The organism is Pseudomonas ogarae (genome assembly GCF_014268695.2).
Lineage (GTDB): Bacteria > Pseudomonadota > Gammaproteobacteria > Pseudomonadales > Pseudomonadaceae > Aquipseudomonas > Aquipseudomonas kilonensis.
The window spans coordinates 1,392,003-1,416,096 of record NZ_CP077086.1; the positions used below are offsets into that span (position 1 = coordinate 1,392,003).

Annotated in this window: 25 protein-coding genes; 22 read left to right on the forward strand and 3 right to left on the reverse strand. The window is 61.9% G+C overall.

The annotated features are described in order from the left end of the window. The 22 genes from trmJ (at position 1) to HU749_RS06055 (ending at position 19,370) form a co-directional block, all read left to right on the forward strand. The gene (trmJ, locus tag HU749_RS05950) at positions 1-771 is read left to right on the forward strand and encodes a tRNA (cytosine(32)/uridine(32)-2'-O)-methyltransferase TrmJ (RefSeq protein ID WP_003185164.1); all 771 of its coding nucleotides are present in this window, start codon (positions 1-3) and stop codon (positions 769-771) included. Between the two features lies 1 nt (position 772). Then, complete coding sequence (cysE, locus tag HU749_RS05955; RefSeq protein ID WP_046063909.1) at positions 773-1,549, forward strand: serine O-acetyltransferase; 777 nt, start codon at positions 773-775, stop codon at positions 1,547-1,549. A gap of 267 nt (positions 1,550-1,816) precedes the next feature. Then, positions 1,817-2,308 carry a Fe-S cluster assembly transcriptional regulator IscR gene (gene iscR / locus HU749_RS05960; RefSeq protein ID WP_041475746.1) on the forward strand — a complete coding sequence of 164 codons (492 nt, stop codon included), beginning with the start codon at positions 1,817-1,819 and terminating at the stop codon, positions 2,306-2,308. A gap of 50 nt (positions 2,309-2,358) precedes the next feature. Beyond that, a complete protein-coding gene (locus HU749_RS05965) occupies positions 2,359-3,573 on the forward strand; it encodes an IscS subfamily cysteine desulfurase (RefSeq protein ID WP_014336693.1) in 1,215 nt (404 codons plus the stop codon). 43 nt (positions 3,574-3,616) lie between these two features. Further along, positions 3,617-4,003: a Fe-S cluster assembly scaffold IscU gene (gene iscU / locus HU749_RS05970; protein WP_003185157.1), complete on the forward strand. Its 387-nt coding sequence runs from the start codon at positions 3,617-3,619 to the stop codon at positions 4,001-4,003. A 24-nt stretch (positions 4,004-4,027) separates the two neighbouring features. Next, entirely contained in the window at positions 4,028-4,351 is a 324-nt protein-coding gene (gene iscA, locus HU749_RS05975; RefSeq protein WP_003185155.1) for an iron-sulfur cluster assembly protein IscA, read from the forward strand. A gap of 8 nt (positions 4,352-4,359) precedes the next feature. Continuing rightward, positions 4,360-4,881, forward strand: coding sequence for a co-chaperone HscB (gene hscB / locus HU749_RS05980; RefSeq protein ID WP_046063910.1), 522 nt, complete (start codon positions 4,360-4,362; stop codon positions 4,879-4,881). A 50-nt stretch (positions 4,882-4,931) separates the two neighbouring features. Beyond that, the gene (gene hscA / locus HU749_RS05985; RefSeq protein ID WP_186650021.1) at positions 4,932-6,794 is read left to right on the forward strand and encodes a Fe-S protein assembly chaperone HscA; all 1,863 of its coding nucleotides are present in this window, start codon (positions 4,932-4,934) and stop codon (positions 6,792-6,794) included. Between the two features lie 3 nt (positions 6,795-6,797). Continuing rightward, on the forward strand, positions 6,798-7,139 hold the full coding sequence (gene fdx, locus HU749_RS05990) for an ISC system 2Fe-2S type ferredoxin (protein ID WP_003198002.1): 342 nt from the start codon (positions 6,798-6,800) through the stop codon (positions 7,137-7,139). A gap of 13 nt (positions 7,140-7,152) precedes the next feature. Further along, on the forward strand, positions 7,153-7,353 hold the full coding sequence (iscX, locus tag HU749_RS05995; protein ID WP_003198004.1) for a Fe-S cluster assembly protein IscX: 201 nt from the start codon (positions 7,153-7,155) through the stop codon (positions 7,351-7,353). Positions 7,354-7,441: 88 nt separating this feature from the next. After that, a complete protein-coding gene (ndk, locus tag HU749_RS06000; protein WP_003185145.1) occupies positions 7,442-7,867 on the forward strand; it encodes a nucleoside-diphosphate kinase in 426 nt (141 codons plus the stop codon). A gap of 28 nt (positions 7,868-7,895) precedes the next feature. Continuing rightward, positions 7,896-9,044 (forward strand): dual-specificity RNA methyltransferase RlmN, encoded by a 1,149-nt coding sequence (gene rlmN / locus HU749_RS06005; RefSeq protein WP_003198007.1) that lies wholly within the window; start codon positions 7,896-7,898, stop codon positions 9,042-9,044. 12 nt (positions 9,045-9,056) lie between these two features. Then, positions 9,057-9,815: a type IV pilus biogenesis/stability protein PilW gene (gene pilW / locus HU749_RS06010; RefSeq protein WP_046063913.1), complete on the forward strand. Its 759-nt coding sequence runs from the start codon at positions 9,057-9,059 to the stop codon at positions 9,813-9,815. Beyond that, positions 9,815-10,846: a RodZ domain-containing protein gene (locus HU749_RS06015; RefSeq protein WP_186650017.1), complete on the forward strand. Its 1,032-nt coding sequence runs from the start codon at positions 9,815-9,817 to the stop codon at positions 10,844-10,846. The genes pilW and HU749_RS06015 overlap by 1 nt, the downstream gene beginning before the upstream one ends. 3 nt (positions 10,847-10,849) lie before the next feature. After that, positions 10,850-11,959, forward strand: coding sequence for a flavodoxin-dependent (E)-4-hydroxy-3-methylbut-2-enyl-diphosphate synthase (gene ispG / locus HU749_RS06020; RefSeq protein WP_018607678.1), 1,110 nt, complete (start codon positions 10,850-10,852; stop codon positions 11,957-11,959). Between the two features lie 22 nt (positions 11,960-11,981). Next, the gene (gene hisS / locus HU749_RS06025) at positions 11,982-13,271 is read left to right on the forward strand and encodes a histidine--tRNA ligase (protein WP_014336698.1); all 1,290 of its coding nucleotides are present in this window, start codon (positions 11,982-11,984) and stop codon (positions 13,269-13,271) included. Between the two features lie 40 nt (positions 13,272-13,311). Then, complete coding sequence (locus HU749_RS06030) at positions 13,312-13,953, forward strand: YfgM family protein (protein ID WP_014336699.1); 642 nt, start codon at positions 13,312-13,314, stop codon at positions 13,951-13,953. Further along, a complete protein-coding gene (gene bamB, locus HU749_RS06035; RefSeq protein ID WP_079302542.1) occupies positions 13,946-15,097 on the forward strand; it encodes an outer membrane protein assembly factor BamB in 1,152 nt (383 codons plus the stop codon). The genes HU749_RS06030 and bamB overlap by 8 nt, the downstream gene beginning before the upstream one ends. A 133-nt stretch (positions 15,098-15,230) precedes the next feature. Then, entirely contained in the window at positions 15,231-16,703 is a 1,473-nt protein-coding gene (gene der / locus HU749_RS06040; protein WP_003185121.1) for a ribosome biogenesis GTPase Der, read from the forward strand. Positions 16,704-16,954: 251 nt separating this feature from the next. Next, positions 16,955-18,103: a pyridoxal phosphate-dependent aminotransferase gene (locus HU749_RS06045; RefSeq protein WP_046063916.1), complete on the forward strand. Its 1,149-nt coding sequence runs from the start codon at positions 16,955-16,957 to the stop codon at positions 18,101-18,103. Next, complete coding sequence (locus HU749_RS06050) at positions 18,091-18,882, forward strand: amidohydrolase (protein ID WP_186650014.1); 792 nt, start codon at positions 18,091-18,093, stop codon at positions 18,880-18,882. Before HU749_RS06045 ends, HU749_RS06050 begins: the two co-directional genes overlap by 13 nt. 68 nt (positions 18,883-18,950) lie before the next feature. Beyond that, complete coding sequence (locus tag HU749_RS06055) at positions 18,951-19,370, forward strand: hypothetical protein (protein WP_014336703.1); 420 nt, start codon at positions 18,951-18,953, stop codon at positions 19,368-19,370. Positions 19,371-19,555: 185 nt separating this feature from the next. Here HU749_RS06055 and leuA read toward each other — a convergent pair whose 3' ends face one another. From leuA to xseA, 3 genes are all read right to left on the reverse strand, one after another. Continuing rightward, a complete protein-coding gene (gene leuA, locus HU749_RS06060) occupies positions 19,556-21,235 on the reverse strand; it encodes a 2-isopropylmalate synthase (RefSeq protein ID WP_024616419.1) in 1,680 nt (559 codons plus the stop codon). A gap of 468 nt (positions 21,236-21,703) precedes the next feature. Then, a complete protein-coding gene (locus HU749_RS06065; protein ID WP_186650012.1) occupies positions 21,704-22,525 on the reverse strand; it encodes a peptidoglycan DD-metalloendopeptidase family protein in 822 nt (273 codons plus the stop codon). Between the two features lie 3 nt (positions 22,526-22,528). After that, a complete protein-coding gene (gene xseA / locus HU749_RS06070) occupies positions 22,529-23,908 on the reverse strand; it encodes an exodeoxyribonuclease VII large subunit (protein WP_186650009.1) in 1,380 nt (459 codons plus the stop codon). Between the last annotated feature and the right edge of the window lie 186 nt (positions 23,909-24,094).

Consider the following 24,094-nt stretch of genomic DNA (forward strand, 5'->3'; position numbering starts at 1 on the left):
TTGTTGCAGAACATTCGTGTCGTCCTGGTCAATACCAGCCATCCGGGTAACATCGGCGGAGCTGCGCGGGCCATGAAGAACATGGGCCTGTCGCGCCTGGTGCTGGTCGAGCCGCGCTTGTTTCCCCATCACGAAGCCGACGCCCGGGCCTCCGGCGCCGGTGACATCCTCGCCAACGCGCAGGTCGTCGCCACCCTGGAAGACGCCCTGGTGGGGTGCAACCTGGTGCTCGGCACCAGCGCCCGCGACCGCCGTATCCCCTGGCCGCTGCTCGACCCCCGCGAATGCGGCACCAAAGTGGTCGAGGAGGCCGCGCAAGGCTTCGAGATCGCCCTGGTGTTTGGCCGTGAAGACTCCGGCCTGACCAACGACGAGCTGCAGCGATGTCACTTTCACGTGCATATCCCTTCCGACCCCGAGTTCAGTTCCTTGAACCTGGGGGCGGCGGTGCAGGTGTTGAGCTATGAAGTGCGTATGGCTTGGCTGGCAGCCGAAGGCAAGCCCAGCAAAGTCGAAAAAACCGAGGTCACGTCGCCGCGCAGTGAGACACTGGCGACCATGGACGAGCTGGAACGGTTCTTTGAACACCTGGAACAGACCCTGGTGGACATCGAGTTCCTCGACCCGGAAAAGCCGCGACACTTGATGGCGCGCCTGCGTCGGTTGTACGGACGAAGCTCGGTCAGCCGGGCGGAGATGAATATATTGCGCGGCATCCTCACGGAAACCCAGAAGGCGGCCCGTGGCGAGCTGATTAAGCGGAAGAAATAAAATGTTCGAACGTTTGCGTGAAGATATCCAAAGTGTTTTCCATCGTGACCCGGCGGCGCGCAATGCCTTTGAAGTGCTGACCTGCTACCCGGGGATGCACGCCATCTGGATCCATCGCCTGTCCGGCGCCTTGTGGAACATGGGCTGGAAGTGGCTGGCGCGGGTTGTCTCGAACTTCGGGCGCTGGCTGACCGGGATCGAGATCCACCCGGGCGCCAAGGTCGGTCGCCGCTTCTTCATCGACCACGGCATGGGCATCGTCATCGGCGAAACCGCCGAGATCGGCGACGACGTGACCCTGTACCAGGGCGTGACCCTCGGCGGCACCAGCTGGAACAAGGGCAAGCGCCACCCAACCCTGGAAGACGGCGTGGTGGTGGGTGCCGGCGCCAAGGTGCTCGGGCCGTTCACGGTCGGGGCGGGGGCGAAAGTCGGCTCCAACGCGGTCGTAACCAAGGCCGTGCCGCCTGGCGCGACCGTGGTGGGCATCCCTGGGCGGATCATCGTCAAGTCCGATGACGAGCAGGACGCCCGACGCAAGGCCATGGCCGAGAAGATCGGCTTCGATGCCTACGGTGTCGGCGAAGACATGCCCGACCCGGTCGCCCGCGCCATCAACCAGTTGCTCGATCACCTGCAGGCCGTCGATGGGCGCCTGGAGGGGATGTGCGGCGCCCTGAAGGACCTGGGCAGTAATTACTGTGCCAAGGACCTGCCTGAGCTGCGCGAGGAAGATTTTGCGTGTGTGAAGGACAAGGATGAGACCCAGGCCAGCTGAAACCCTGCTGGCCTCATCGCGAGCAAGCTCGCTCCCACAGGGGGCTTTGGTGGATGCACAATTCGTGTACGCCGCAGATCCCATGTGGGAGCGAGCTTGCTCGCGATAAACGATAACGCGGTATCACTGGTCGCCGCCAACCAGCCTTTGCTATCATGCGCGCGCTCTTTCGCGGGTAAACCTGAGTAAAGCACTAGGTCTTATACTTGACTTAAATACTCGGGAATTGCATACTCGCCCCCATTCCGAACTCCGTGGTAATTGTCCATGCGACTGACTACAAAAGGCCGATACGCCGTGACCGCAATGCTGGATCTGGCATTGCATGCGCAGCACGGGCCGGTGTCCCTGGCCGATATCTCCGAGCGCCAGGGCATTTCCCTGTCTTATCTTGAGCAGCTGTTCGCCAAGCTGCGCCGTAGCAACCTGGTTTCCAGCGTTCGCGGCCCAGGCGGTGGCTACCAGCTGTCGCGCGACATGCAGGGCATCCAGGTTGCCCAGGTGATCGATGCGGTGAATGAATCGGTCGATGCGACCAAATGCCAGGGCCTTGGCGACTGCCATGGCGGCGATACTTGCCTGACCCACCACTTGTGGTGCGACCTCAGCCTGCAGATCCACGAATTTCTAAGCGGTATCAGCTTGGCTGACCTTGTAACTCGCCGTGAGGTGCAAGAAGTAGCCCAGCGTCAGGACCAGCGCCGTTGCAATAGCAAGTCGCTGCACCTGGACAAGATTGAAGCGTCCGCCGTCGAATGACTGCCGCAGAGCACGCGGAACGCCAGCCAGCCTGATTTAGGAGAAAGTCCATGAAATTGCCGATTTACCTTGATTACTCTGCGACCACCCCGGTTGATCCGCGTGTTGCGCAAAAAATGAGTGAATGCCTGCTGGTCGACGGAAACTTCGGTAACCCGGCGTCCCGTTCCCACGTGTTCGGCTGGAAGGCCGAAGAGTCGGTGGAAAACGCCCGCCGCCAGGTCGCCGACCTGGTCAACGCCGACCCGCGTGAAATCGTCTGGACCTCCGGTGCCACCGAGTCCGACAACCTGGCAATCAAGGGTGTCGCGCACTTCTATCACACCAAGGGCAAGCACCTGATCACCTCCAAGATCGAGCACAAGGCTGTCCTGGACACCATGCGCCAACTGGAGCGTGAAGGCTTCGAAGTCACCTACATCGAGCCCGGTGAAGACGGCATCATCACCCCAGCCATGGTCGAAGCCGCCCTGCGCGACGACACCATCCTGGTTTCGATCATGCACGTGAACAACGAAATCGGCACCGTCAACGACATCGCGGCCATCGGCGAACTGACCCGCTCCAAGGGCGTCCTGTTCCACGTCGACGGCGCCCAGTCCACCGGCAAGGTCGACATCGACCTGTCCAAGCTGAAAGTCGACCTGATGTCGTTCTCGGCCCACAAGACCTACGGTCCTAAAGGCATCGGCGCCCTGTACGTCAGCCGCAAGCCGCGTGTTCGCCTCGAAGCGACCATGCACGGCGGCGGTCACGAGCGTGGCATGCGTTCCGGTACCCTGGCGACCCACCAGATCGTCGGCATGGGTGAAGCCTTCCGTGTAGCCAAGGAAGACATGGCTGCCGAGAACGTGCGCATCAAGGCCCTGAGCGACCGTTTCTTCAAGCAGGTCGAGCACCTGGAAGAACTCTACGTCAACGGCAGCATGATCGCCCGCGTACCGCACAACCTGAACCTGAGCTTCAACTATGTTGAAGGCGAGTCGCTGATCATGGCGCTCAAGGATCTGGCCGTGTCGTCCGGTTCGGCCTGCACCTCGGCATCGCTTGAGCCTTCGTACGTACTGCGCGCCCTGGGCCGCAACGACGAACTGGCCCACAGTTCGATCCGCTTCACCTTCGGCCGTTTCACCACCGAAGAAGAAATCGATTACGCCGCGCAGAAAGTCTGCGAGGCCGTTACCAAGCTGCGCGCTCTGTCGCCGCTGTGGGACATGTACAAAGACGGCGTCGACATTTCGAAAATCGAGTGGGCGGCGCACTGAAGAAGTCGCCACCAGAGCGACTCACTGATGAGGATTGAAGCAAATGGCATATAGCGAAAAGGTCATCGACCACTACGAGAACCCGCGCAACGTCGGCAAGATGGACGCGCAGGATCCTGATGTCGGCACCGGCATGGTCGGCGCCCCGGCGTGCGGCGACGTCATGCGCCTGCAGATCAAGGTCAACGAGCAAGGCATCATCGAAGATGCCAAGTTCAAGACCTATGGCTGCGGTTCCGCCATCGCGTCCAGCTCCCTGGCCACCGAGTGGATGAAGGGCAAGACCCTTGATGAAGCCGAAACCATCAAGAACACCCAGCTGGCCGAAGAACTGGCCCTGCCGCCAGTGAAGATCCACTGCTCGGTACTCGCCGAAGACGCCATCAAGGCCGCCGTTCGCGATTACAAGCAGAAGAAAGGCTTGATCTGATCCGCGCATTGGTAAGGAGTTTTCATGGCTATCCAGATGACAGAAGCGGCAGCTAACCATATCCAGCGCTCCCTTGCGGGGCGCGGCAAGGGCGAGGGTATCCGCCTGGGTGTTCGCACCACGGGCTGTTCTGGCCTCGCCTATGTACTGGAATTCGTCGACGAAGTGGGCGAAGACGATCAGGTGTTCGAGAGTCATGGTCAGAAAGTGATCATCGACCCGAAAAGCCTGACGTACCTGGACGGCACCGAACTGGATTTCGTCAAGGAAGGGTTGAACGAAGGCTTCAAGTTCAACAACCCCAACGTGCGCGGTGAATGTGGCTGCGGCGAAAGCTTCAACATCTGAGGCAGCTTGTGGGTACTCCTTGTCATTTTGCGTTGTTCCAGATGCAGCCTGCGTTCCAGCTGGATCTCGATCAGTTGTCCGCGCGTTACCTTGAATTGGCCCGTGGCGTCCATCCCGACCGCTTTGCCGATGCTTCCGAGGCGGAGCAGCGGCGGGCGCTCGAGCAGTCGGCGAACCTCAACGAGGCCTACCAGACGCTCAAGCACCCGGCCAAGCGCGCGCGTTACCTGCTCGCCATCAGCGGCCATGAGTTGCCGCTGGAGGTCACGGTCCACGATCCCGAGTTTCTTTTGCAGCAGATGCAATGGCGCGAAGAACTCGAGGACCTGCAGGACAGTGCCGACCTGGCCGGTGTCGCGGTATTCAAGCGTCGCTTGAAAGACGCCCAGCAAACACTGAACGAAAGCTTCGCAGCCTGCTGGAACGATGCCGCGCAACGCGAACAGGCCGAACGCCTGATGCGGCGCATGCAGTTCCTCGACAAGCTCACCTACGAAGTGCGCCAGCTCGAAGAGCGCCTCGACGATTAACCCAGTGCCGCTCCGGTCGCACGCCTGATTACAGATAAGTCCTGATTACGATGGCCCTACTGCAGATCGCCGAACCCGGCCAAAGTCCACAACCGCACCAGCGTCGCCTGGCTGTCGGGATCGACTTGGGTACCACCAATTCCCTGGTTGCTGCCTTGCGCAGCGGTCTTTCCGAACCGCTGGCCGACGAGCAGGGGCGGGTGATCCTGCCGTCCGCTGTGCGCTATCACGCCGATCGCGTTGAAGTGGGTGAGTCGGCCAAGCTGGCCGCCGCCACCGATCCGTTGAACACGATCGTCTCGGTCAAGCGCTTGATGGGTCGTGGTCTGTCCGACGTCAAGCAACTGGGCGACCAGCTGCCGTACCGCTTCGTCGGTGGCGAATCCCACATGCCGTTCATCGAAACCGTACAGGGCCCGAAAAGCCCGGTAGAGGTTTCCGCCGACATCCTCAAGGTCCTGCGCCAGCGCGCCGAAGCGGCATTGGGCGGTGAATTGGTGGGTGCGGTCATCACTGTGCCGGCCTATTTTGACGACGCCCAGCGCCAAGCCACCAAGGACGCGGCCAAGCTCGCCGGCCTGAACGTGCTGCGCCTGCTCAACGAACCGACCGCCGCTGCGGTGGCGTATGGCCTGGACCAGCATGCCGAAGGCCTGGTCGCGATCTACGACCTGGGCGGCGGTACTTTCGATATTTCGATCCTGCGCCTGACCGGCGGTGTCTTCGAGGTCCTGGCCACCGGCGGCGACAGCGCCCTGGGCGGCGATGACTTCGACCATGCCATTGCCGGCTGGATCATCGAGCAGGCGGGCCTCTCCGCCGACCTCGACCCGGGTGCGCAACGCCATTTGCTGCAAGCCGCCTGCGCCGCCAAGGAAGCCTTGACCGACGCTGCCACGGTTGAAGTCGCTTATGGCGACTGGAAAGCCGCACTGACCCGCGAAGCCTTCGATGCCCTGGTCGAGCCCATGGTCGCCCGCAGCCTCAAGGCTTGCCGCCGTGCCGTGCGCGATTCCGGCGTGGAGCTGGAAGACGTCAAGGCCGTGGTCATGGTTGGTGGTTCGACCCGCGTGCCTCGGGTTCGCGAAGCCGTTGCCGAGGCCTTTGGCCGCCAGCCGCTGACTGAAATCGACCCGGACCAGGTGGTTGCCATCGGTGCCGCGATCCAGGCTGATACCTTGGCCGGCAACAAGCGCGATGGTGGCGAACTGCTGCTGCTCGACGTGATTCCGTTGTCCCTGGGGCTGGAAACCATGGGCGGCCTGATGGAGAAGGTGATTCCGCGCAACACCACCATCCCGGTTGCTCGCGCCCAGGACTTCACCACCTATAAAGACGGCCAGTCGGCCATGATGGTCCACGTGCTGCAAGGCGAGCGTGAGCTGATCAGCGACTGCCGCTCCCTGGCTCGCTTCGAATTGCGTGGCATCCCGCCGATGGTGGCGGGTGCAGCGAAGATCCGCGTGACCTTCCAGGTCGACGCTGACGGCTTGCTCAACGTCTCCGCCCGCGAACTGGGTTCGGGCGTGGAGGCGAGCATCCAGGTCAAGCCGTCCTATGGCCTGACCGACGGCGAAATCGCCAAGATGCTCAAGGATTCCTTCCAGCATGCCAGCGACGACAAGGTGGCGCGTGTGCTGCGCGAGCAACAGGTCGACGCCCAGCGCCTGATCGAAGCCGTGCAAGGTGCCCTTGAGGCTGACGGCGAGCGCTTGCTGGATGCCGAAGAGCGCATGGTTATCGAGCTGCAGATGCAGGAATTGTCCGAATTGATCAAAGGCACCGATGGTTATGCCATCGAGCAGCAGACCAAGCGTCTGTCGCACGTCACCGATGCCTTTGCTGCCCGCCGCCTGGACTCGACGGTGAAAGCCGCCCTGGCGGGGCGCAACCTGAATGAAATCGAGGAATAACTGATGCCGCAGATCATTTTTCTGCCACACGCCGAGCATTGCCCGGACGGTATGGTGGTCGAGGCCGAAACCGGCAAGTCCATTCTTGAAGTGGCCCACGACAACCACATCGAGATCGAGAGCGCCTGCGGCGGCGTCTGTGCCTGCACCACGTGCCATTGCATCATTCGTGAGGGTTTCGACTCGCTGAATGAGGCCGATGAGCTGGAAGAAGACTACCTTGATAGGGCCTGGGGCCTGGAGCCGACGTCGCGCCTGACCTGTCAGGCCAAGGTCGGCACCGAAGACCTGGTGGTCGAAATCCCGAAATATTCGCTTAACCATGCGGCCGAAGCGCCGCACTGATGGTGACACTGTCATGAGCTATGGTTGGAATGATGTACAACGCATCGCAGAAGAACTGGCCGAAGCCAAGCCGGACGTGGATCCGCTGAAGGTCAATTTCGTCGATCTGCAGCACTGGATCATGGAGCTTCCCGGTTTCGACAGCACCTCTGGCCGTTGTGGCGAGAAGGTCCTGGAAGCGGTCCAGGCGCTCTGGATCGAAGAAATCGACTGATCGACCTGGCAGGTTAGGCAATACCCCTGAACCCGCGTATAATTCGCGGGTTTAATTTTTCGCAAATTACCGTTTCTGGAGTTACACCATGGCTGTTCAACGTACTTTCTCCATCATCAAGCCTGACGCCGTTGCTAAAAACGTGATCGGCAAGATCGTTACCCGCTTCGAAGACGCTGGCCTGCGCGTTGTAGCTTCGAAAATGAAGCAACTGTCCAAAGCCGAAGCCGAAGGCTTCTACGCTGAGCACAGCGAGCGCGGTTTCTTCGGTGAGCTGGTTGCTTTCATGACTTCCGGTCCGGTTGTCGTTCAGGTGCTGGAAGGCGAAAACGCTATCGCTCGCAACCGTGAGCTGATGGGTGCTACCAACCCTAAAGAAGCCGCTGCCGGCACCATCCGTGCTGACTTCGCCGAGTCCATCGACGCCAACGCCGTTCACGGTTCGGACTCCGAAGCCGCTGCTGCTCGCGAAATCGCTTACTTTTTCGCTGCTACTGAAGTAACCGCTCGCTAAGCATTGGCTTAAGAGTGAAGGTGAATCCATGACTACATCGACTGTTAAAACCAATCTGCTGGGGCTGACCCAGCCGGAAATGGAGAAATTCTTCGACTCGATCGGGGAGAAGCGTTTCCGTGCCGGTCAGGTGATGAAATGGATTCACCACTTTGGCGTCGACGACTTCGACGCCATGACGAATGTCGGCAAGGCCCTGCGCGAAAAGCTCAAGGCTGTTGCCGAGATTCGCGGCCCCGAAGTGGTCAGCCAGGACATTTCCAGCGACGGCACCCGTAAGTGGGTGGTGCGCGTGGCGTCCGGCAGCTGCGTCGAGACCGTCTACATTCCCCAGGGCAAACGCGGCACCTTGTGCGTTTCGTCCCAGGCAGGCTGTGCCCTGGATTGCAGTTTCTGCTCCACCGGCAAGCAAGGCTTCAATAGCAACCTCACCGCCGCCGAAGTGATCGGCCAGGTGTGGATTGCCAACAAATCCTTTGGCAGCGTCCCGGCGACCGTCGACCGTGCCATCACCAACGTGGTGATGATGGGCATGGGTGAGCCGCTGCTGAACTTCGACAACGTCGTTTCCGCCATGCACCTGATGATGGACGACCTGGGCTACGGCATCTCCAAGCGCCGTGTGACCCTGTCCACCTCCGGCGTGGTGCCGATGATCGATGAGCTGGCCAAGCACATCGACGTCTCCCTGGCGCTGTCGCTGCACGCACCTAATGACGCATTGCGTAACCAATTGGTGCCGATCAACAAGAAGTATCCGCTTAAGATGCTGCTCGAGTCGTGCCAGCGCTACATGTCGTCCCTGGGCGAAAAGCGCGTGCTGACCATCGAGTACACGCTGCTCAAGGATGTGAACGACAAGGTCGAACACGCGGTCGAGATGATCGAGCTGCTCAAGAACATCCCGTGCAAGATCAACCTGATCCCGTTCAACCCGTTCCCGCATTCCGGTTACGAGCGTCCGAGCAACAACGCGATTCGTCGCTTCCAGGATCAGCTTCACCACGCTGGCTTCAACGTCACCGTGCGCACCACCCGCGGCGAAGACATCGACGCTGCCTGTGGCCAATTGGTAGGACAGGTGCTGGATCGCACCCGTCGCAGCGAACGCTACATTGCCGTGCGTGAGTTGAACGCCGCGGACGATGCGGTGCAAAACGCTGCGAACAGTCACTAAGAGAGGAACTCTATGTCCCTGCGCTTCGCGCTCGTTTTGCTGTTGGCCGGCCTTTGTTCCGGTTGTGTCCTGTCGGGTGACTACAACCCGATGAGGACCAGCAAAGGGCGCGACGAGGCACGTGTGGCCTACGTGCAACTGGGCATTGGCTACCTGCAGCAGGGCATGACCGAACGGGCCAAGGTGCCGCTCAAGAAAGCCCTGGAGCTGGACGATTCCGACCCGGATGCCAACGCGGCCCTGGCCCTGGTGTTCCAGGCCGAGATGGAGCCGGAGCTGGCCGACCAGCATTTTCGCAAGGCGCTGTCTGCCCGTCCGCAAGACGCACGGATCCTGAACAACTACGGCAGCTTTCTTTTCGAGCAGAAGCGCTACAACGAAGCCTACGAGCGCTTCGAGCAGGCTGCCGCCGACACCCTTTACCCTGAGCGTTCGCGGGTTTTCGAAAACCTCGGCATGACGGCCGCGCAGCTGGGCCAGCGTGACCTGGCCCGCCAGCAGCTGGAAAAGGCGCTGCGGCTCAACCGCCAGCAACCGCGGGCGCTGCTGGAAATGGCTGAGTTGTCTTACGAAGACAGGCATTATGTGCCCGCGCGTGACTATTACGAGCGTTTTAGCCTGCTGAGTGAGCAAAATGCACGTAGTCTATTGCTCGGCGTTCGGCTGGCACATGTGTTTGAAGATCGCGACAAGGCTGCAAGTTACGGCCTGCAACTCAAAAGACTCTATCCCGGTACGCCGGAATATCAGCAATACCTGTCGGAGCAATGATGAAAGCGGCGCATCCCGAAGTTGTAGCAGCGACTCGCGTAAATCCTGGTGAGACCCTGCGTCAAGCCCGCGAAAGCAATGGTTGGTCGCTGGCCGAAGTAGCCCTCAAGCTCAATCTCACCGTGGCTTCCCTGGGCAATCTGGAAGCGGGCGCGTTCGACAAGCTGCCTGGGCACACCTTCGCCCGGGGCTACATCCGCGCCTATGCCAAGTTGCTCGGCAAGGACCAGACCGTACTGGTCCAGCAATTCGATCAATACACCGGTTCCGATGCCCAGGGCAGCAGCGTGCACAGCCTGGGTCGCATCGAGGAGCCGGTTCGCGTTTCCCACACCATTTTGCGAATCGTCAGCCTGTTGCTGCTGATCGCGGTGATTGGTGGCGGTTTTGTCTGGTGGCAGGACCAGGCGTCCTTGCGCAGCAAGGAGCCGGTCGCCATGAACACTGAGCACGTTGAGGTCGAGGGCGCCGACGGCACCACCCAGATCCATCCGCTGGACGAGCCGGAAGACCAGGCTGTCGTCGAAGGCCAGGCCGAAGGCGAAACCGCCCTCGCGTTGCCACAAAGCCCGGACGCTGCCGATGCCCAGGCGGGTGCCGAGCCGGCTGTTCCAGCCCCGGCACCCGCTGCACCGACAGCGCCGGCTGCACCGATCACCGGCAGCGCACCGATTGCCACGGTACCTGCCGCGCCGAGCACACCAGCGCCGACCGTGGCTGCGCCTGCGACCCACGCCGTTCCAGCCGCTCCGACAGCTCCAGCGGCTCCGACCCCGGCTCCGGTCGCGGGTGAAGGCCAGGTACAGATTCAGTTTGTCGCCGACTGCTGGACGCAGATCACCGACGGCAACGGCAAGGTGCTGTTCAGTGGCCTCAAGCGCAAGGGCGACAGCACCTCCATCAACGGCAAGCCACCCTTTGCCGTACGCCTGGGCTATGCCCGCGGCGCGCAGGTCAGCTACAACGGCCAGCCGGTCGACATCGCTCCGTTCACCAGTGGCGAGACCGCTCGCCTGAAGTTGGGTCAATAAGTCATGCACGGCGAATCTCCAATCAAGCGTCGCGAATCCCGAAAGATCTGGGTCGGCAACGTGCCCGTGGGCGGCGATGCGCCTATCGCTGTGCAGAGCATGACCAACAGCGACACCAATGACGTGGCCGCCACGGTCGCGCAGATCAACCGCCTGGAAGCTGCCGGTGTCGACATCGTGCGCGTATCGGTGCCGGACATGGACGCCGCCGAGGCGTTCGGCAAGATCAAGCAACTGGTCAAGGTCCCCTTGGTAGCCGACATCCACTTCGACTACCGCATCGCCCTGCGCGTGGCCGAGTTGGGCGTCGATTGCCTGCGCATCAACCCGGGCAACATCGGTCGCGAAGACCGTGTCCGCGCGGTGGTGGATGCCGCTCGCGACCGGGGCATCCCGATCCGCATCGGCGTGAACGCCGGTTCCCTGGAAAAAGACCTGCAAAAGAAATACGGCGAGCCGACCCCGGCGGCGCTGGTGGAGTCGGCCCTGCGCCACGTCGAACACCTGGAGCGCCTGAATTTCCAGGACTTCAAGGTCAGCGTGAAGGCGTCCGACGTGTTCATGGCCGTCGCAGCCTACCGCTTGCTGGCCAAGGAAATCGTCCAGCCGCTGCACCTGGGCATCACCGAAGCCGGTGGGTTGCGTTCGGGCACGGTGAAATCCGCCGTCGGCCTCGGTATGCTGCTCGCCGAAGGGATTGGCGATACCATCCGCATCTCGTTGGCGGCTGACCCGGTCGAGGAAGTGAAAGTCGGCTACGACATTCTCAAGTCCCTGCACCTGCGTTCCCGTGGCATCAACTTCATCGCCTGCCCGAGCTGCTCGCGGCAGAACTTCGATGTGGTCAAGACCATGAACGAGCTGGAAGGGCGCCTCGAGGACCTGCTGGTGCCGCTGGATGTCGCGGTGATTGGTTGCGTGGTCAACGGGCCGGGCGAAGCCAAAGAGGCCCACATCGGCCTGACTGGCGGTACACCGAACCTGATTTACATCGACGGCAAGCCGTCGCAGAAACTGACGAATGACAATCTGGTGGATGAGCTGGAACGGCTGATTCGCCAGAAAGCGGCCGAAAAGGTCGAAGCCGACGCAGCGGTCATCGCGCGCGGTTAAGTCGAAAGATTAAGGAATACACGTGAGCAAGTCCCTGCAAGCCATTCGTGGCATGAACGACATCCTGCCCGAGCAGACGCCCCTGTGGCGTTATTTCGAGGGCACTGTGGCGCGTCTGCTGGATAACTACGGCTATCGGCAGATCCGCATGCCGATCGTCGAGTTCACCGAGCTGTTCAAGCGCTCCATCGGTGAAGTGACCGACATCGTCGAAAAAGAGATGTACACCTTCGACGACCGCAACGGCGACTCCCTGACCCTGCGCCCCGAAGGCACGGCGGCCTGCGTGCGTGCGGTGCTCGAGCACGGCATCACCGGCGGCGGCCAGGTGCAGAAACTCTGGTACGTCGGGCCGATGTTCCGTCACGAGCGTCCGCAGAAAGGCCGTTATCGCCAGTTCCACCAGATTGGCCTGGAGGTGTTCAACCTCGAGGGTCCGGACATCGACGCCGAGCTGATCGTCATGACCTGGCGCCTGTGGGGCGAGCTGGGGCTGCGTGACGCGGTCAAGCTTGAGCTCAACAGCCTGGGCACCAGCGAGTCCCGTGGCCGCTACCGTGAAGCGTTGGTGGAGTTTCTTTCCGCCCACCTGGACAAGCTCGACGAAGACAGCCAGCGCCGTCTGAAGACCAATCCACTGCGCGTGCTCGACACCAAGAATGCCGAGACCCAAGCGGTCCTGGTCGACGCGCCGAAAATGGCCGACTACCTCGACGACGAATCCCGTGCACACTTCGAAGGGCTGAAAGCGCGCCTCGACGCCGTGGGCATCCCCTACGTGATCAACCCCAAGCTGGTCCGTGGCCTGGACTACTACAGCAAGACCGTCTTCGAATGGGTCACCGACAAACTCGGCGCCCAGGGCACTGTCTGTGCCGGCGGCCGCTACGACGGGCTGGTGGAGCAGATGGGCGGCAAGCCGACTCCAGGCGTGGGCTTTGCCATGGGCATCGAGCGCCTGGTGCTGATGCTTGAAGCCTTGGACAAGGTGCCCGAAGAACTGTCCCGTCAGGTCGACGTCTACCTGTGCGCCTTTGGCGAGGCCGCCGAGCTGGCAGCCCTGTCGTTGAGCGAGCGAATCCGCGACCAGTTACCCAACCTGCGCCTGCAGATCAACGCCGGCGCCGGCAGCTTCAAGAGCCAATTCAAGAAGGCCGACAAGAGCGGTGCGCTGTACGCACTGATCCTCGGTGACGACGAACTGGCCCAACAAGTGGTAGGTTTCAAACCCCTGCGTGGCCAGGGCGAACAACAAAGCATTGCCTGGGATGCGCTTGCTGCACACCTGGCCACCTGCGTCGTGCAGGGTTGAAGCTGTCAAACAGCCGATTTAGCGATTAAGGAGTATTGGGGTGTCGAGTACCGAAGATGAACAGCTGGCGGATTTGAAGGACTGGTGGACGCGCAACGGCAAGCCGCTGGTCACTGGCGGCCTGTTGGCGCTGGTCATCGTGTTCGGCTGGCAGGCCTACCAGAAATACCAGAGCAACCAGTCGCAAGGCGCCTCGGTGCTCTACCAGCAATTGCTGGAAACCACCCTGACCCCGGACGGCAAGCCTGACGCTGCCCGCGTGGCGGACCTGGCCGGCAAGCTGGACAAGGAATTCGGCGGCACTGCCTACGCCCAATACGGTCGCCTGTTCGTGGCCAAGGTGGCGGTGGACAGCGGCAAGCTGGACGACGCGGCCACCGAGCTCAAAGGTATCGTCGACAAACCGGCCAACCCGACCCTGGGCGAAGTGGCGCGTCAGCGCCTGGCGCAGGTGCTGGCGGCACAGAACAAGGCCGAAGACGCCTTGAAGCTGCTCGACGGTGATGCCGACAAGGCATTCCTGGCGACCCGCGAAGAGCTCAAGGGCGACCTGCTGGTACAGCTGGGCCGTGCCGATGAGGCCTATGCGGCCTACCAAAAAGCCAAGGCTGCGCTGTCGGATGAAGCCGCAGTCGGTGGCCTGCAAATCAAGCTGGACGACCTGGCCAAAGGGGATGCGTGACGTGATCCGTTGGAAACATGCAGCATTGCTGGCTCTGGCCATTCTGGCCGCGGGTTGCAGCAGCAACAGCAAGAAAGAACTGCCGCCGGCCGAACTGACCGACTTCAAAGAAGAAGTCGTGCTGCAGAAGCAGTGGAGCCGCTCCATCGGCGATGGCCAGGGTGAAACCTACAACATGCTGGTGCCGGCCATCGATGGCGACACCATCTATGCGGGTGACGTCACGGGCGTGGTGATGGCGATGGACCGCACCAACGGCGACGTCAAATGGGAAGCGGATCTTGAACTGCCTGTTTCCGGCGCCGTTGGCGTGGGTTACGGCCTGGTCATGATCGGCACGCTCAAGGGCGAGATCGTCGCCCTGGACGCGAGCAGCGGTGAAGAGAAATGGCGCGCCCGCGTGACCAGTGAAGTGCTCGCACCGCCGGCCACCAACGGTGATGTGGTGGTAGTCCAGACCCAGGACGACCGTCTGATCGGCCTGGATGCCGCCACCGGCAACCAGCGCTGGTTGTACGACAGCACCCCGGCGGTACTGACCCTGCGCGGCACCAGTGCGCCGATCGTCACCAACCGCCTGGCGGTGGCTGGTTTGTCGACCGGTAAAGTGGTGGCCCTGGATGTTTCCAACGGCGTGCCGGTGTGGGAACAGCGCGTAGCGATCCCGCAAGGTCGTTCGGAGCTGGAGCGTGTGGTCGACATCGACGGCGGCTTGCTGCTGTCCGGCGGTACCCTGTACGTCGCCAGCTACCAGGGCCGCGTGGCGGCACTGGACCTGGAAAGCGGTCGTCCGTTGTGGCAGCGCGATGCGTCCAGCTACGCCGGTGTTGCCCAAGGCTTTGGCAGCGTCTACGTGAGCCTGTCCTCGGGCACCGTCGAAGGCGTTGACGAGCGTTCCACCACCGCCTTGTGGAGCAACGACTCCCTGGCCCGTCGTCAACTGTCGGCCCCGGAAGTGTTCTCCAGTTACGTTGCAGTGGGTGACCTGGAAGGTTACCTGCACCTGCTCAGCCAGGTGGACGGTCGTTTCGTCGGCCGTGAGCGCATCGACAGCGACGGCCTGCGTGCCCGTCCGCTGGTGGTGGGCGACATGATCTATGTGTATGGCAACAGCGGCAAACTGGAAGCCCTGACCATCAAGTAAGACTATGCTTGGGGCTAATCCCCCAAGCGGCCTTGTTCACAAGGTTTGCAGGGCTTGCACAGACTGCCCCGAGCACCAGCCGCTGCCTCGCAGCGGCTTTTGTATTTTCTGAAATAACGAAGTGGAGAGCCGCATGGTTCCCGTAATCGCCCTGGTGGGCCGACCGAACGTCGGCAAGTCCACCTTGTTCAACCGCCTGACCAGGACTCGCGACGCCATTGTCGGCGACTTGTCCGGTCTGACCCGTGATCGCCAATACGGTGAGGCCAAGTGGCAAGGGCGTACCTATATTCTGGTCGACACCGGCGGCATCTCCGGTGATGAACACGGCATGGACGAAAAAATGGCCGAGCAGTCGCTGCTCGCCATCGAAGAAGCCGATGTGGTGCTGTTCCTGGTAGACGCCAAGGCCGGTTTTACCGCCGCCGACCAGATGATCGCCGAGCATTTGCGCAAGCGTAACAAGCGTTCCTACGTGGTCGCCAACAAGGTCGACAACATCGACCCGGACATGGCCCGCGCCGAGTTCGCCCCGTTGGGCATGGGCCAGGCGATTCCGATCGCCGGCGCCCACGGTCGTGGCATCACCCAGATGCTGGAAATCGCCCTGGAGAGTTTCCCCAAGGACGACGCAGAAGAACCGGAAGACGGCGAGGAAGAGATCGTTGCCGAAGGCGAGGAAGCCAAGCGCATTCCGGGCCCGAGCGAAAAAGACGGGATCAAGATCGCCATCATCGGCCGCCCGAACGTGGGCAAGTCGACGTTGGTCAACCGCATGCTCGGTGAAGACCGGGTCATCGTCTATGACCAGCCCGGCACCACCCGCGACAGCATCTACATTCCCTTCGAGCGTAACGAAGAGAAGTACACGCTGATCGACACCGCCGGTGTGCGCAAGCGCGGCAAGATCCACGAAGAAGTTGAAAAGTTCTCCGTGGTCAAGACCCTGCAGGCGATCAAAGACGCCAACGTGGTGATCTTCGTGATGGACGCCCGCGAAGGCGTGGTCGATCACGACCTCAACCTGCTGGGCTTCGCCCTGGAAGCCGGTCGTGCGCTGGTCATCGCGATCAACAAGTGGGACGGCATGACGCCGAGCGAACGGGATTTCGTCAAGGTTGAATTGCAGCGCCGGCTGTTCTTCGTCGACTTTGCCGATATCCACTTCATCTCGGCCCTGCACGGCACGGGCGTGGGCAACCTCTACGCTTCGGTGCAGAACTCGTTCAAGTCGGCGGTGACTCGCTGGCCGACCAACCGCCTCACCCAGATCCTCGAAGATGCGGTAGGCGAGCACGCGCCACCGATGGTCAACAACCGTCGGATCAAGCTGCGCTACGCCCACTTGGGCGGTGCCAACCCGCCGATTATCGTGATTCACGGTAACCAGATCGAGAAGGTGCCCAAGTCGTACGTTCGTTACCTGGAGAACACCTACCGTCGCGTCCTGAAGCTGGTCGGCACGCCGATCCGCATCGAGTTCAAGGGCGGCGAGAACCCGTACGAAGGCAACAAGAACACGCTCACCGACCGCCAGGTCAACAAGAAGCGCCGCTTGATGTCGCACCACAAGAAGGCCGACAAGAAGCGCCGCGACAAGCGCTGATCCAGTCTGGATCTGGGATCTGGGATCTGGGATCTGTGGACCTATGGACCTATGGACCTATGGACCTATGGACCTGTGGGAGCAAGGCTTGCTCCCAAAGTCTTGCTTACCACAGCCCTGGCTCCCACAGGGCATGAGTCTTCAGCATGAGAAGGGTGCCCTGGGTGGCACCCTTTTTCATGCCCGGCGATTGGGCTATTCTCGAGCTCTCCCGCGCCGCACCAGAGCCGGGTGCAGAGCAGGGACCCTTCATGATCACCAGCAAGTTGCCGAATGTCGGCATCACGATTTTCACCCAGATGTCCCAGCTCGCCGCGCAAACGGGCGCGCTGAACCTGTCCCAGGGTTTTCCCGATTTCGATGGCCCGCAGGCCCTGCGCGATGCGGTCGGCCGGCACATTGCCCAAGGCCATAACCAGTACTCACCGATGACCGGTCTGCCGGCGCTGCGCCAGCAGATCGCAGCGAAGATCGCCCGCAGCTACGGCGCCAACGTCGATGCCGATCAGGAGGTCACCGTGACCCCAGGTGCGACCCAGGCGATTTTCTGTGCCATTGCGGCGGTGGTCCACAGCGGCGACGAAGTGATCGTCTTCGACCCCAGCTACGACAGCTACGAGCCTGCCGTGCAGTTGGCCGGCGGGCATTGCGTGCATGTGCCATTGGGCCTGGATGACTTCGCCATCGACTTCGAGAAGCTCGGCCAAGCCCTGAGCCCGCGTACGCGCATGATCATCCTCAACTCGCCACACAACCCCAGCGGCGCCCTGATCAGCCGCGCCGAACTGGATCAATTGGCGACGCTGATTCGCGACCGAGACATCTACCTGGTCAGCGATGAGGTCTACGAACACCTGGTGTTCGACGGCGTTGCCCACGCCAGTGTCCTGGCCCATGAAGAGCTGTACCGCCGCGCCTTCGTGGTCAGTTCGTTCGGCAAGACCTACCACGTCACCGGCTGGAAAACCGGCTACGTGGTGGCGCCAGCGGCCCTGACGGCGGAGCTGCGCAAGGTGCACCAGTACGTCAGCTTCTGTGGCGTGACGCCGTTGCAGTACGCCCTGGCCGACTACATGGCCGAGCATCCGGAACACGTCGATGAGCTGCCGGACTTCTACCAGGCCAAGCGCGACCTGTTCTGCGATCTGCTGGCGCCGTCGCGGTTCAGCTTCAAGCGCGTGACCGGCACTTATTTCCAACTGGTGGATTATTCGCAGATTCGCCCGGACCTGAATGACGTCGACATGGCGGTGTGGATGACCCGCGAGCATGGCGTGGCGACGATTCCGATCTCGGTGTTCTACCAGCATCCACCACAAGGCCAGCGCCTGGTGCGCCTGTGCTTTGCCAAACGCGAGGAGACGCTGCGTGAAGCGGCGCAAAAGCTATGCGTGATTTGAGCACATTGCCGGACCTGGACATTGCCCTGGTCCAGACCACCCTGGCCTGGCACGACCGCCGGGCCAACCTGGAACATTTCGAAGCGTTGCTGGAGCAGGCACGCGGGGCTGACTTGATCATCCTCCCGGAAATGTTCACCACCGGCTTCTCCATGGAATCCGAGACCCTGGCGGAGCCGGAGAACGGCCCGACGCGCCAATGGCTCAAGGCCCAGGCGGCGAAGCTGGACGCAGTGATTACCGGCAGTGTGATCATCCAGGCCGCTGACGGCAGCCATCGCAATCGCCTGCTCTGGGCACGGCCGGATGGAGAAGTGCTGCATTACGACAAGCGCCATCTGTTTCGCATGGCGGGGGAGCACAACCACTACACCCCGGGTGAGCGACAGGTGCTGTTCGAGCTCAAGGGCTGGCGGATTCGTCCGCTGATTTGCTACGACCTGCGCTTCCCGGTCTGGAGCCGCGATGCCGAGGACACCGACCTGCTGCTGTACACCGCCAACTGGCCCGGGGCGCGGCGTCAGCATTGGAACCGGCTGTTGCCGGCCCGGGCGATCGAGAACCTGTGCTACGTGGCGGCGGTAAACCGTGTCGGTACCGACGGCAAGGGCTTCGCCTATACCGGTGACAGCCAGGTATTGGATTTCCAGGGCGAGAGCTTGCTCAGCGCCGGCGAAGCGGATGGTGTGTTCAAGGTGTGCTTGAACGCAGCGGACCTGGCGGCGTATCGCACGCGGTTTCCGGCGAACCTGGATGCCGACTCGTTCGAATTCATCTAACTGAAACGTTTCAACCCTTCAGGAGTGAGGTTGCGTGCCGATAACCGGTCAGCCAAGGAGAAGTCCCTATGACCAGCATCAGCGCAACCACCGTTAACCCTTATCCATTGTCAGCCCCTAAAGTCTCTATTCGTGGGGCTGAAGAAGAGAAAGCGGTCAGTCCAGTGACATCGACTGACGGCAGCGAAGACAAAAGCAAGACACTGGAAGTCGACACCAGTGGCGCGAATATCGCAGGTGCGGGTGGCAGCAGCGGCAGCAGCGATGTCATCGAGCAACTGAAGAAGCAGATCGAACAGACCGAGAAGTTGCTGGCCGAACAGCAAGCCCAGCTGGCACGGGTGCAAAAAAGCCGCGCCGATGAGGAGCAGAAAGCTCAGGAAACCATGGCGATCCAGACTCAGATCATGGCGACCCAAGCGACTTTGCAAACCTTGCAGGCCGCGTTGTTGCAGGCGATGACTGTTTCGATCGATACCCATGCCTGACATTTTGGCTGCCTGATAGGCCGCCATCGCGAGCAAGCTTGCTCCCACAGGATTTTGCATCATGCCGACCAGTGTGGGAGCGAGCTTGCTCGCGATGAGGCCCTGACAGGCGAGACAAAATCATCAGCCAAACAAAAAGGCCCCAGGGTTCACACCCCGGGGCCTTTTTGCATTTCAGCCTTGGATCAGGCCGCTTTGGCTTCCGGCTGGCTCAGGGAACGGTTCAGTGCACTGAACAGCGCCTTGAAGCTGGCGGTGGTGATGTTTTCATCGATACCCACGCCGTGCACCGCACGCTCGCCGTTGACCCGCAGTTCGATGTACGCCGCCGCCTTGGCGTTGGTGCCGGCGCCGATGGCGTGTTCGTTGTAGTCCATGATCTCCACCGGAATTGGCAGGCCGGCCACCAGCGCTTCTAGCGCGCCGTTGCCCTTGCCGCGCCAGTGCAGGTTGGTCTCGCCCTGGCCCTTGCTCGCCACTTCCACTTCTACGGCGCTGTTGCCGTTTTCTTCCTGCAGGCGATGGCTGACCAGCGCGTACGGAGTGTTGGCTTGCAGGTATTCACGCTGCAGCAAGGCGTGGATCTGCTGAGCCGTCATTTCCAGGCCCAGGCGATCGGTTTCGCGCTGTACCACCTGGCTGAATTCGATCTGCATGCGACGCGGCAGGCTGATGCCGTATTCCTGTTCCAGCAGGTAGGCGATACCGCCCTTGCCCGACTGGCTGTTGACGCGAATCACCGCCTCGTAGCTGCGGCCGATGTCGGCCGGGTCGATTGGCAGGTATGGCACTTCCCACAGACCGTCCGATTTCTGCTGGGCGAAGCCCTTGCGGATGGCGTCCTGGTGCGAGCCGGAGAATGCGGTGTGAACCAGGTCGCCAACGTACGGATGACGCGGGTGCACCGGGATCTGGTTGCATTCCTCGACCACTTTGCGCACGCCGTCGATGTCGGAGAAGTCCAGCCCGGGGTTGATGCCCTGGGTGTAGAGGTTCAGCGCCACGGTCACCAGGTCGACGTTGCCGGTGCGTTCGCCGTTGCCGAACAGGCAGCCTTCGACACGGTCGGCACCCGCCATCAGGCCCAGCTCGGTAGCGGCCACGCCGGTGCCACGGTCGTTGTGGGTGTGCAGGCTGATGAGCACGCTGTCACGACGGGTGATGTTGCGGTGGAACCACTCGATCTGGTCGGCGTAGATGTTCGGCGTGGCGACTTCCACGGTAGCGGGCAGGTTGAGGATCACCTTGCGCTCTGGCGTCGGGTTCCAGACTTCGATCACCGCGTCGCAGACTTCCTTGGCGAATTCCAGCTCAGTGGCGCTGAAAGTCTCTGGCGAATACTCGAACTGCCACTGGGTTTCCGGCTGCTGCGCGGCGTATTTTACGAACAGCTTGGCCGCGTTCACCGCGATTTCCTTCACGCCTTCCTTGTCCTGGTTGAACACGATGCGGCGGAACGACGGGCAGGTGGCGTTGTACAGGTGGACGATGGCCTTTTTTGCGCCGCGCAGGGATTCGAACGTACGGGCGATCAGGTCTTCACGGGCCTGGGTCAGCACCTGGATGGTGGTGTCGTCCGGGATGTGGCCTTCTTCGATGAGGGTACGCACGAAGTCGAAGTCGGTCTGCGAAGCGGCTGGGAACGACGCTTCGATTTCCTTCACGCCCACTGCGACGAGGGTTTTCCAGAAGCGCAGCTTCTTGACCGCGTCCATCGGCTCGATCAGCGACTGGTTGCCGTCGCGCAGGTCGGAGCTGCACCAGATCGGCGCGGCGGTGATGGTCTTCGACGGCCAAGTGCGATCCGGCAGGTTGATGGTCGGGAAGGCGCGGTATTTGGAAGACGGGTCTTTGAGCATGCTCATGGGCGGAATCCTTATTGTCGTGGCCGGAAAAAGGCGGCCTGCCGGTGGTTCGATGGGGGTGGCTTCACAGCCGGGACGAGGTGCCGCGATTCAGCCCGGCAGTCGTGCGCTGACGAGGCACAGGCTGCGGTGCTGGCGAAGCTGAATGAGGGTGTGAGAGGTTTTCATGCCTTCAACCCTAACCGCGTGAGGGGCGGATCGCAAGCAGTCGGAAAAAATTGAGATAAGTTCTGCTTTTAGGCGGGTTTGCGAGATTTAATCGCGCATATAGACAGTTTGTATCCTGAGGATTGCGTCGATATTTAGGGCTTGGCAATTCCCAGGATAGTGGTGATGCGGTTGCCGTCATCGCGAGCAGGCTCGCTCCCACAGGGGATCTCTGTGGGTTGCAAATGTTGTGTTCACAACAGATCCCAATGTGGGAGCGAGCCTGCTCGCGAAGAGGCCAGTGGCCTCATCGCAAAATACTCAGGGTTGGAAAGCCCCGATAAAAATCGCCGGATCCACCCGCGCATCGTTCAGGCTGATGTTCCAGTGCATGTGCGGCCCCGTCGCGCGGCCGGTGGCGCCGACCTTGCCCACCACGGTGCCCCGGGCCAGTTGCTGGCCGACCTTCACGTCGATCTTCGACATGTGGCAGAACATGCTGATGAAGCCCAGGCCATGGTCGACGAACACGGTGTTGCCATTGAAGAAGTAATTACCGGTGAGGATCACCTTGCCGGCGGCCGGGGTCTTGATCGGCGTGCCGGCGGGCACGGCGAAGTCCAGGCCGGCGTGGGGGTTGCGCTCTTCGCCGTTGAAGAAGCGGCGCACGCCGAACTTGCTCGACAACGGGCCGTTGACCGGTTTGTCCAGCAACAGGTTGCTGGGGATGTTCGGGCTGAAGCTGCGGTAGGCCTTCAGTTGCACCGCCAGTTCGGCCTCGATGCGTTTGAGGTCCGCCGGGTTCGGGTTGACCTGGCGCTTATTCTTCAGGGTGATGTGTTGCTCGGGATACTTCTTGTAGCCGACCACGAACGGCTGGGTGCCGCCGCCACTGCTGATCTGCTGTGTGCCGGGCTGGACCGTCAGCGGGATGCCGACAATCGCCAGCCAGTTGTCCTGTTCCTTGACCACCAGCACCGGCTTGCCCTGGTAACTGGCTTTCGGTGCCTTGGCCGCGCTGCCCAGGTCCACCACGGCCACGCCGCCGGGCACCGGTTTGTTCAGCAGGCGGGTGATGTAACTGTCGGCGTGGGCGTTGAAGGTCAGGCACAGCAAGAACAAGGGGGCGAGATATCGCGGCATGAATCAGTCCAGTAAAGAAAGGGTGACCGGCGTCAGGTGATTGTCTTCGACCCGTACCAGCAATTCGCCTTCGCCGAGCTTGGCGGTCAGGCGCTGGCCGGTCTGGGTTTGCCCGGCACTGCGGATTGCCTGGCCGCGTTCGTCGAGCAAAATGCTGTAGCCCCGGCCGAGGGTCGCCAGGGGGCTGACAATGTGCAGCGTCTGCATCTGGTTGTGCAATTGCACGCGGCGCGTCTTGAGGCCTTCGCGCATGGCCCGGGGCAGGCGTTCGGCCAGGCTGTCCAGGCGCTGGCGCAGCAATGCCAGTTGCCGGCCCGGATGTTGCCCGGCCAGGCGGGTTTCCAGGCGGATCAAACGTTCACGACGGGTATTGAGGTTGCGTTCGAACGCCCGGCGCATGCGCATGTCCAGGTCGTCGAGGCGCTGGGCTTGCTGGCGCAGGCGTTCGCCGGGGTGGCGCAGGCGTCGGGTGAGGCCTTCGAGGCGCAATTGATCGCGCATCAGTCGGTCGCGCATGCGCATCACCAGTCGGCGATGCAGGCTTTCGACCCGACGCACCAGGTCACCGGCATCGGGAGCGAGCAGTTCGGCGGCGGCGGACGGGGTCGGGGCGCGCACGTCGGCGACGAAATCGCTGATAGACACGTCGGTTTCATGGCCCACGGCGCTGACGATCGGCGTGACGCAGGCATCCACCGCCCGGGCCACGGCTTCTTCGTTGAAGCACCACAAGTCTTCCAGCGAACCGCCGCCCCGGGCCAGGATCAGCGCATCGAAACCCCGGGCGTCGGCCAGCTTCAGGGCGCGGACGATTTGTGCGGTAGCTTCGCGACCTTGCACGGCGGTGGGAATCAAGGTCAGGGCAATCTGCGGCGCGCGGCGGCGGAAAACACTGATGATGTCGCGGATCACCGCGCCCGTGGGCGAACTGATGATGCCAATGCGTTGCGGATGGGCCGGCAGCGGCACCTTGCGCTCGGCACTGAACAGGCCTTCGGCGCTGAGTTTCTCCTTCAGGGCATCGAAGGCCAGGCGCAGGGCGCCATCGCCGGCCGGCTCGACGGTATCGAGGATCAATTGATAGTCGCCACGGCCTTCGAACAGCGAGACCTTGCCGCGCACTTTCACCGCCAGCCCGTCCTTCAAGGCCTGGCGCACCCGCGCGGCATTCTGCCGGAACAGCGCGCAACGCACCTGGGCGCCACTGTCCTTGAGGGTGAAGTACACATGGCCGGAGGCCGGGCGGGCGAGGTTGGAGATTTCGCCCTCGACCCAGATGTTGCTGAACACGTCTTCAAGCAACACCCGCGCACGGCCGTTGAGCTGGCTGACAGTCAGGACCTCGCGGTCCAGGCCCAGTCGGGCAAAGGGATCTTTAATCATGGGCGGCATGATAAGGGGATTCGCCGATGGTGTGCAGACAATTAGACCGGGTTGCCTGCATCGCGAGCAAGCTCGCTCCCACAGGAGATCTATGCCGCACTGAAGATCAAATGTGGGAGCGAGCTTGCTCGCGATAGCGGTAGGCCAATCACCACAAATGCTGGAAGTAGTCCCCCGGATCTGGCT

Excerpts from the sequence above, each read along its gene's own strand:
- cysE (WP_046063909.1), top strand. The coding sequence starts at position 773 with ATGTTCGAACGTTTGCGTGAAGATATCCAAAGTGTTTTCCATCGTGAC.
- iscR (WP_041475746.1), top strand. The coding sequence starts at position 1,817 with ATGCGACTGACTACAAAAGGCCGATACGCCGTGACCGCAATGCTGGAT.
- HU749_RS05965 (WP_014336693.1), top strand. The coding sequence starts at position 2,359 with ATGAAATTGCCGATTTACCTTGATTACTCTGCGACCACCCCGGTTGAT.
- iscU (WP_003185157.1), top strand. The coding sequence starts at position 3,617 with ATGGCATATAGCGAAAAGGTCATCGACCACTACGAGAACCCGCGCAAC.
- iscA (WP_003185155.1), top strand. The coding sequence starts at position 4,028 with ATGGCTATCCAGATGACAGAAGCGGCAGCTAACCATATCCAGCGCTCC.
- hscA (WP_186650021.1), top strand. The coding sequence starts at position 4,932 with ATGGCCCTACTGCAGATCGCCGAACCCGGCCAAAGTCCACAACCGCAC.
- fdx (WP_003198002.1), top strand. The coding sequence starts at position 6,798 with ATGCCGCAGATCATTTTTCTGCCACACGCCGAGCATTGCCCGGACGGT.
- iscX (WP_003198004.1), top strand. The coding sequence starts at position 7,153 with ATGAGCTATGGTTGGAATGATGTACAACGCATCGCAGAAGAACTGGCC.
- ndk (WP_003185145.1), top strand. The coding sequence starts at position 7,442 with ATGGCTGTTCAACGTACTTTCTCCATCATCAAGCCTGACGCCGTTGCT.
- rlmN (WP_003198007.1), top strand. The coding sequence starts at position 7,896 with ATGACTACATCGACTGTTAAAACCAATCTGCTGGGGCTGACCCAGCCG.
- pilW (WP_046063913.1), top strand. The coding sequence starts at position 9,057 with ATGTCCCTGCGCTTCGCGCTCGTTTTGCTGTTGGCCGGCCTTTGTTCC.
- HU749_RS06015 (WP_186650017.1), top strand. The coding sequence starts at position 9,815 with ATGAAAGCGGCGCATCCCGAAGTTGTAGCAGCGACTCGCGTAAATCCT.
- ispG (WP_018607678.1), top strand. The coding sequence starts at position 10,850 with ATGCACGGCGAATCTCCAATCAAGCGTCGCGAATCCCGAAAGATCTGG.
- bamB (WP_079302542.1), top strand. The coding sequence starts at position 13,946 with ATGCGTGACGTGATCCGTTGGAAACATGCAGCATTGCTGGCTCTGGCC.
- der (WP_003185121.1), top strand. The coding sequence starts at position 15,231 with ATGGTTCCCGTAATCGCCCTGGTGGGCCGACCGAACGTCGGCAAGTCC.
- HU749_RS06045 (WP_046063916.1), top strand. The coding sequence starts at position 16,955 with ATGATCACCAGCAAGTTGCCGAATGTCGGCATCACGATTTTCACCCAG.
- HU749_RS06050 (WP_186650014.1), top strand. The coding sequence starts at position 18,091 with ATGCGTGATTTGAGCACATTGCCGGACCTGGACATTGCCCTGGTCCAG.
- HU749_RS06055 (WP_014336703.1), top strand. The coding sequence starts at position 18,951 with ATGACCAGCATCAGCGCAACCACCGTTAACCCTTATCCATTGTCAGCC.
- leuA (WP_024616419.1), bottom strand. The coding sequence starts at position 21,235 with ATGAGCATGCTCAAAGACCCGTCTTCCAAATACCGCGCCTTCCCGACC.
- HU749_RS06065 (WP_186650012.1), bottom strand. The coding sequence starts at position 22,525 with ATGCCGCGATATCTCGCCCCCTTGTTCTTGCTGTGCCTGACCTTCAAC.
- xseA (WP_186650009.1), bottom strand. The coding sequence starts at position 23,908 with ATGATTAAAGATCCCTTTGCCCGACTGGGCCTGGACCGCGAGGTCCTG.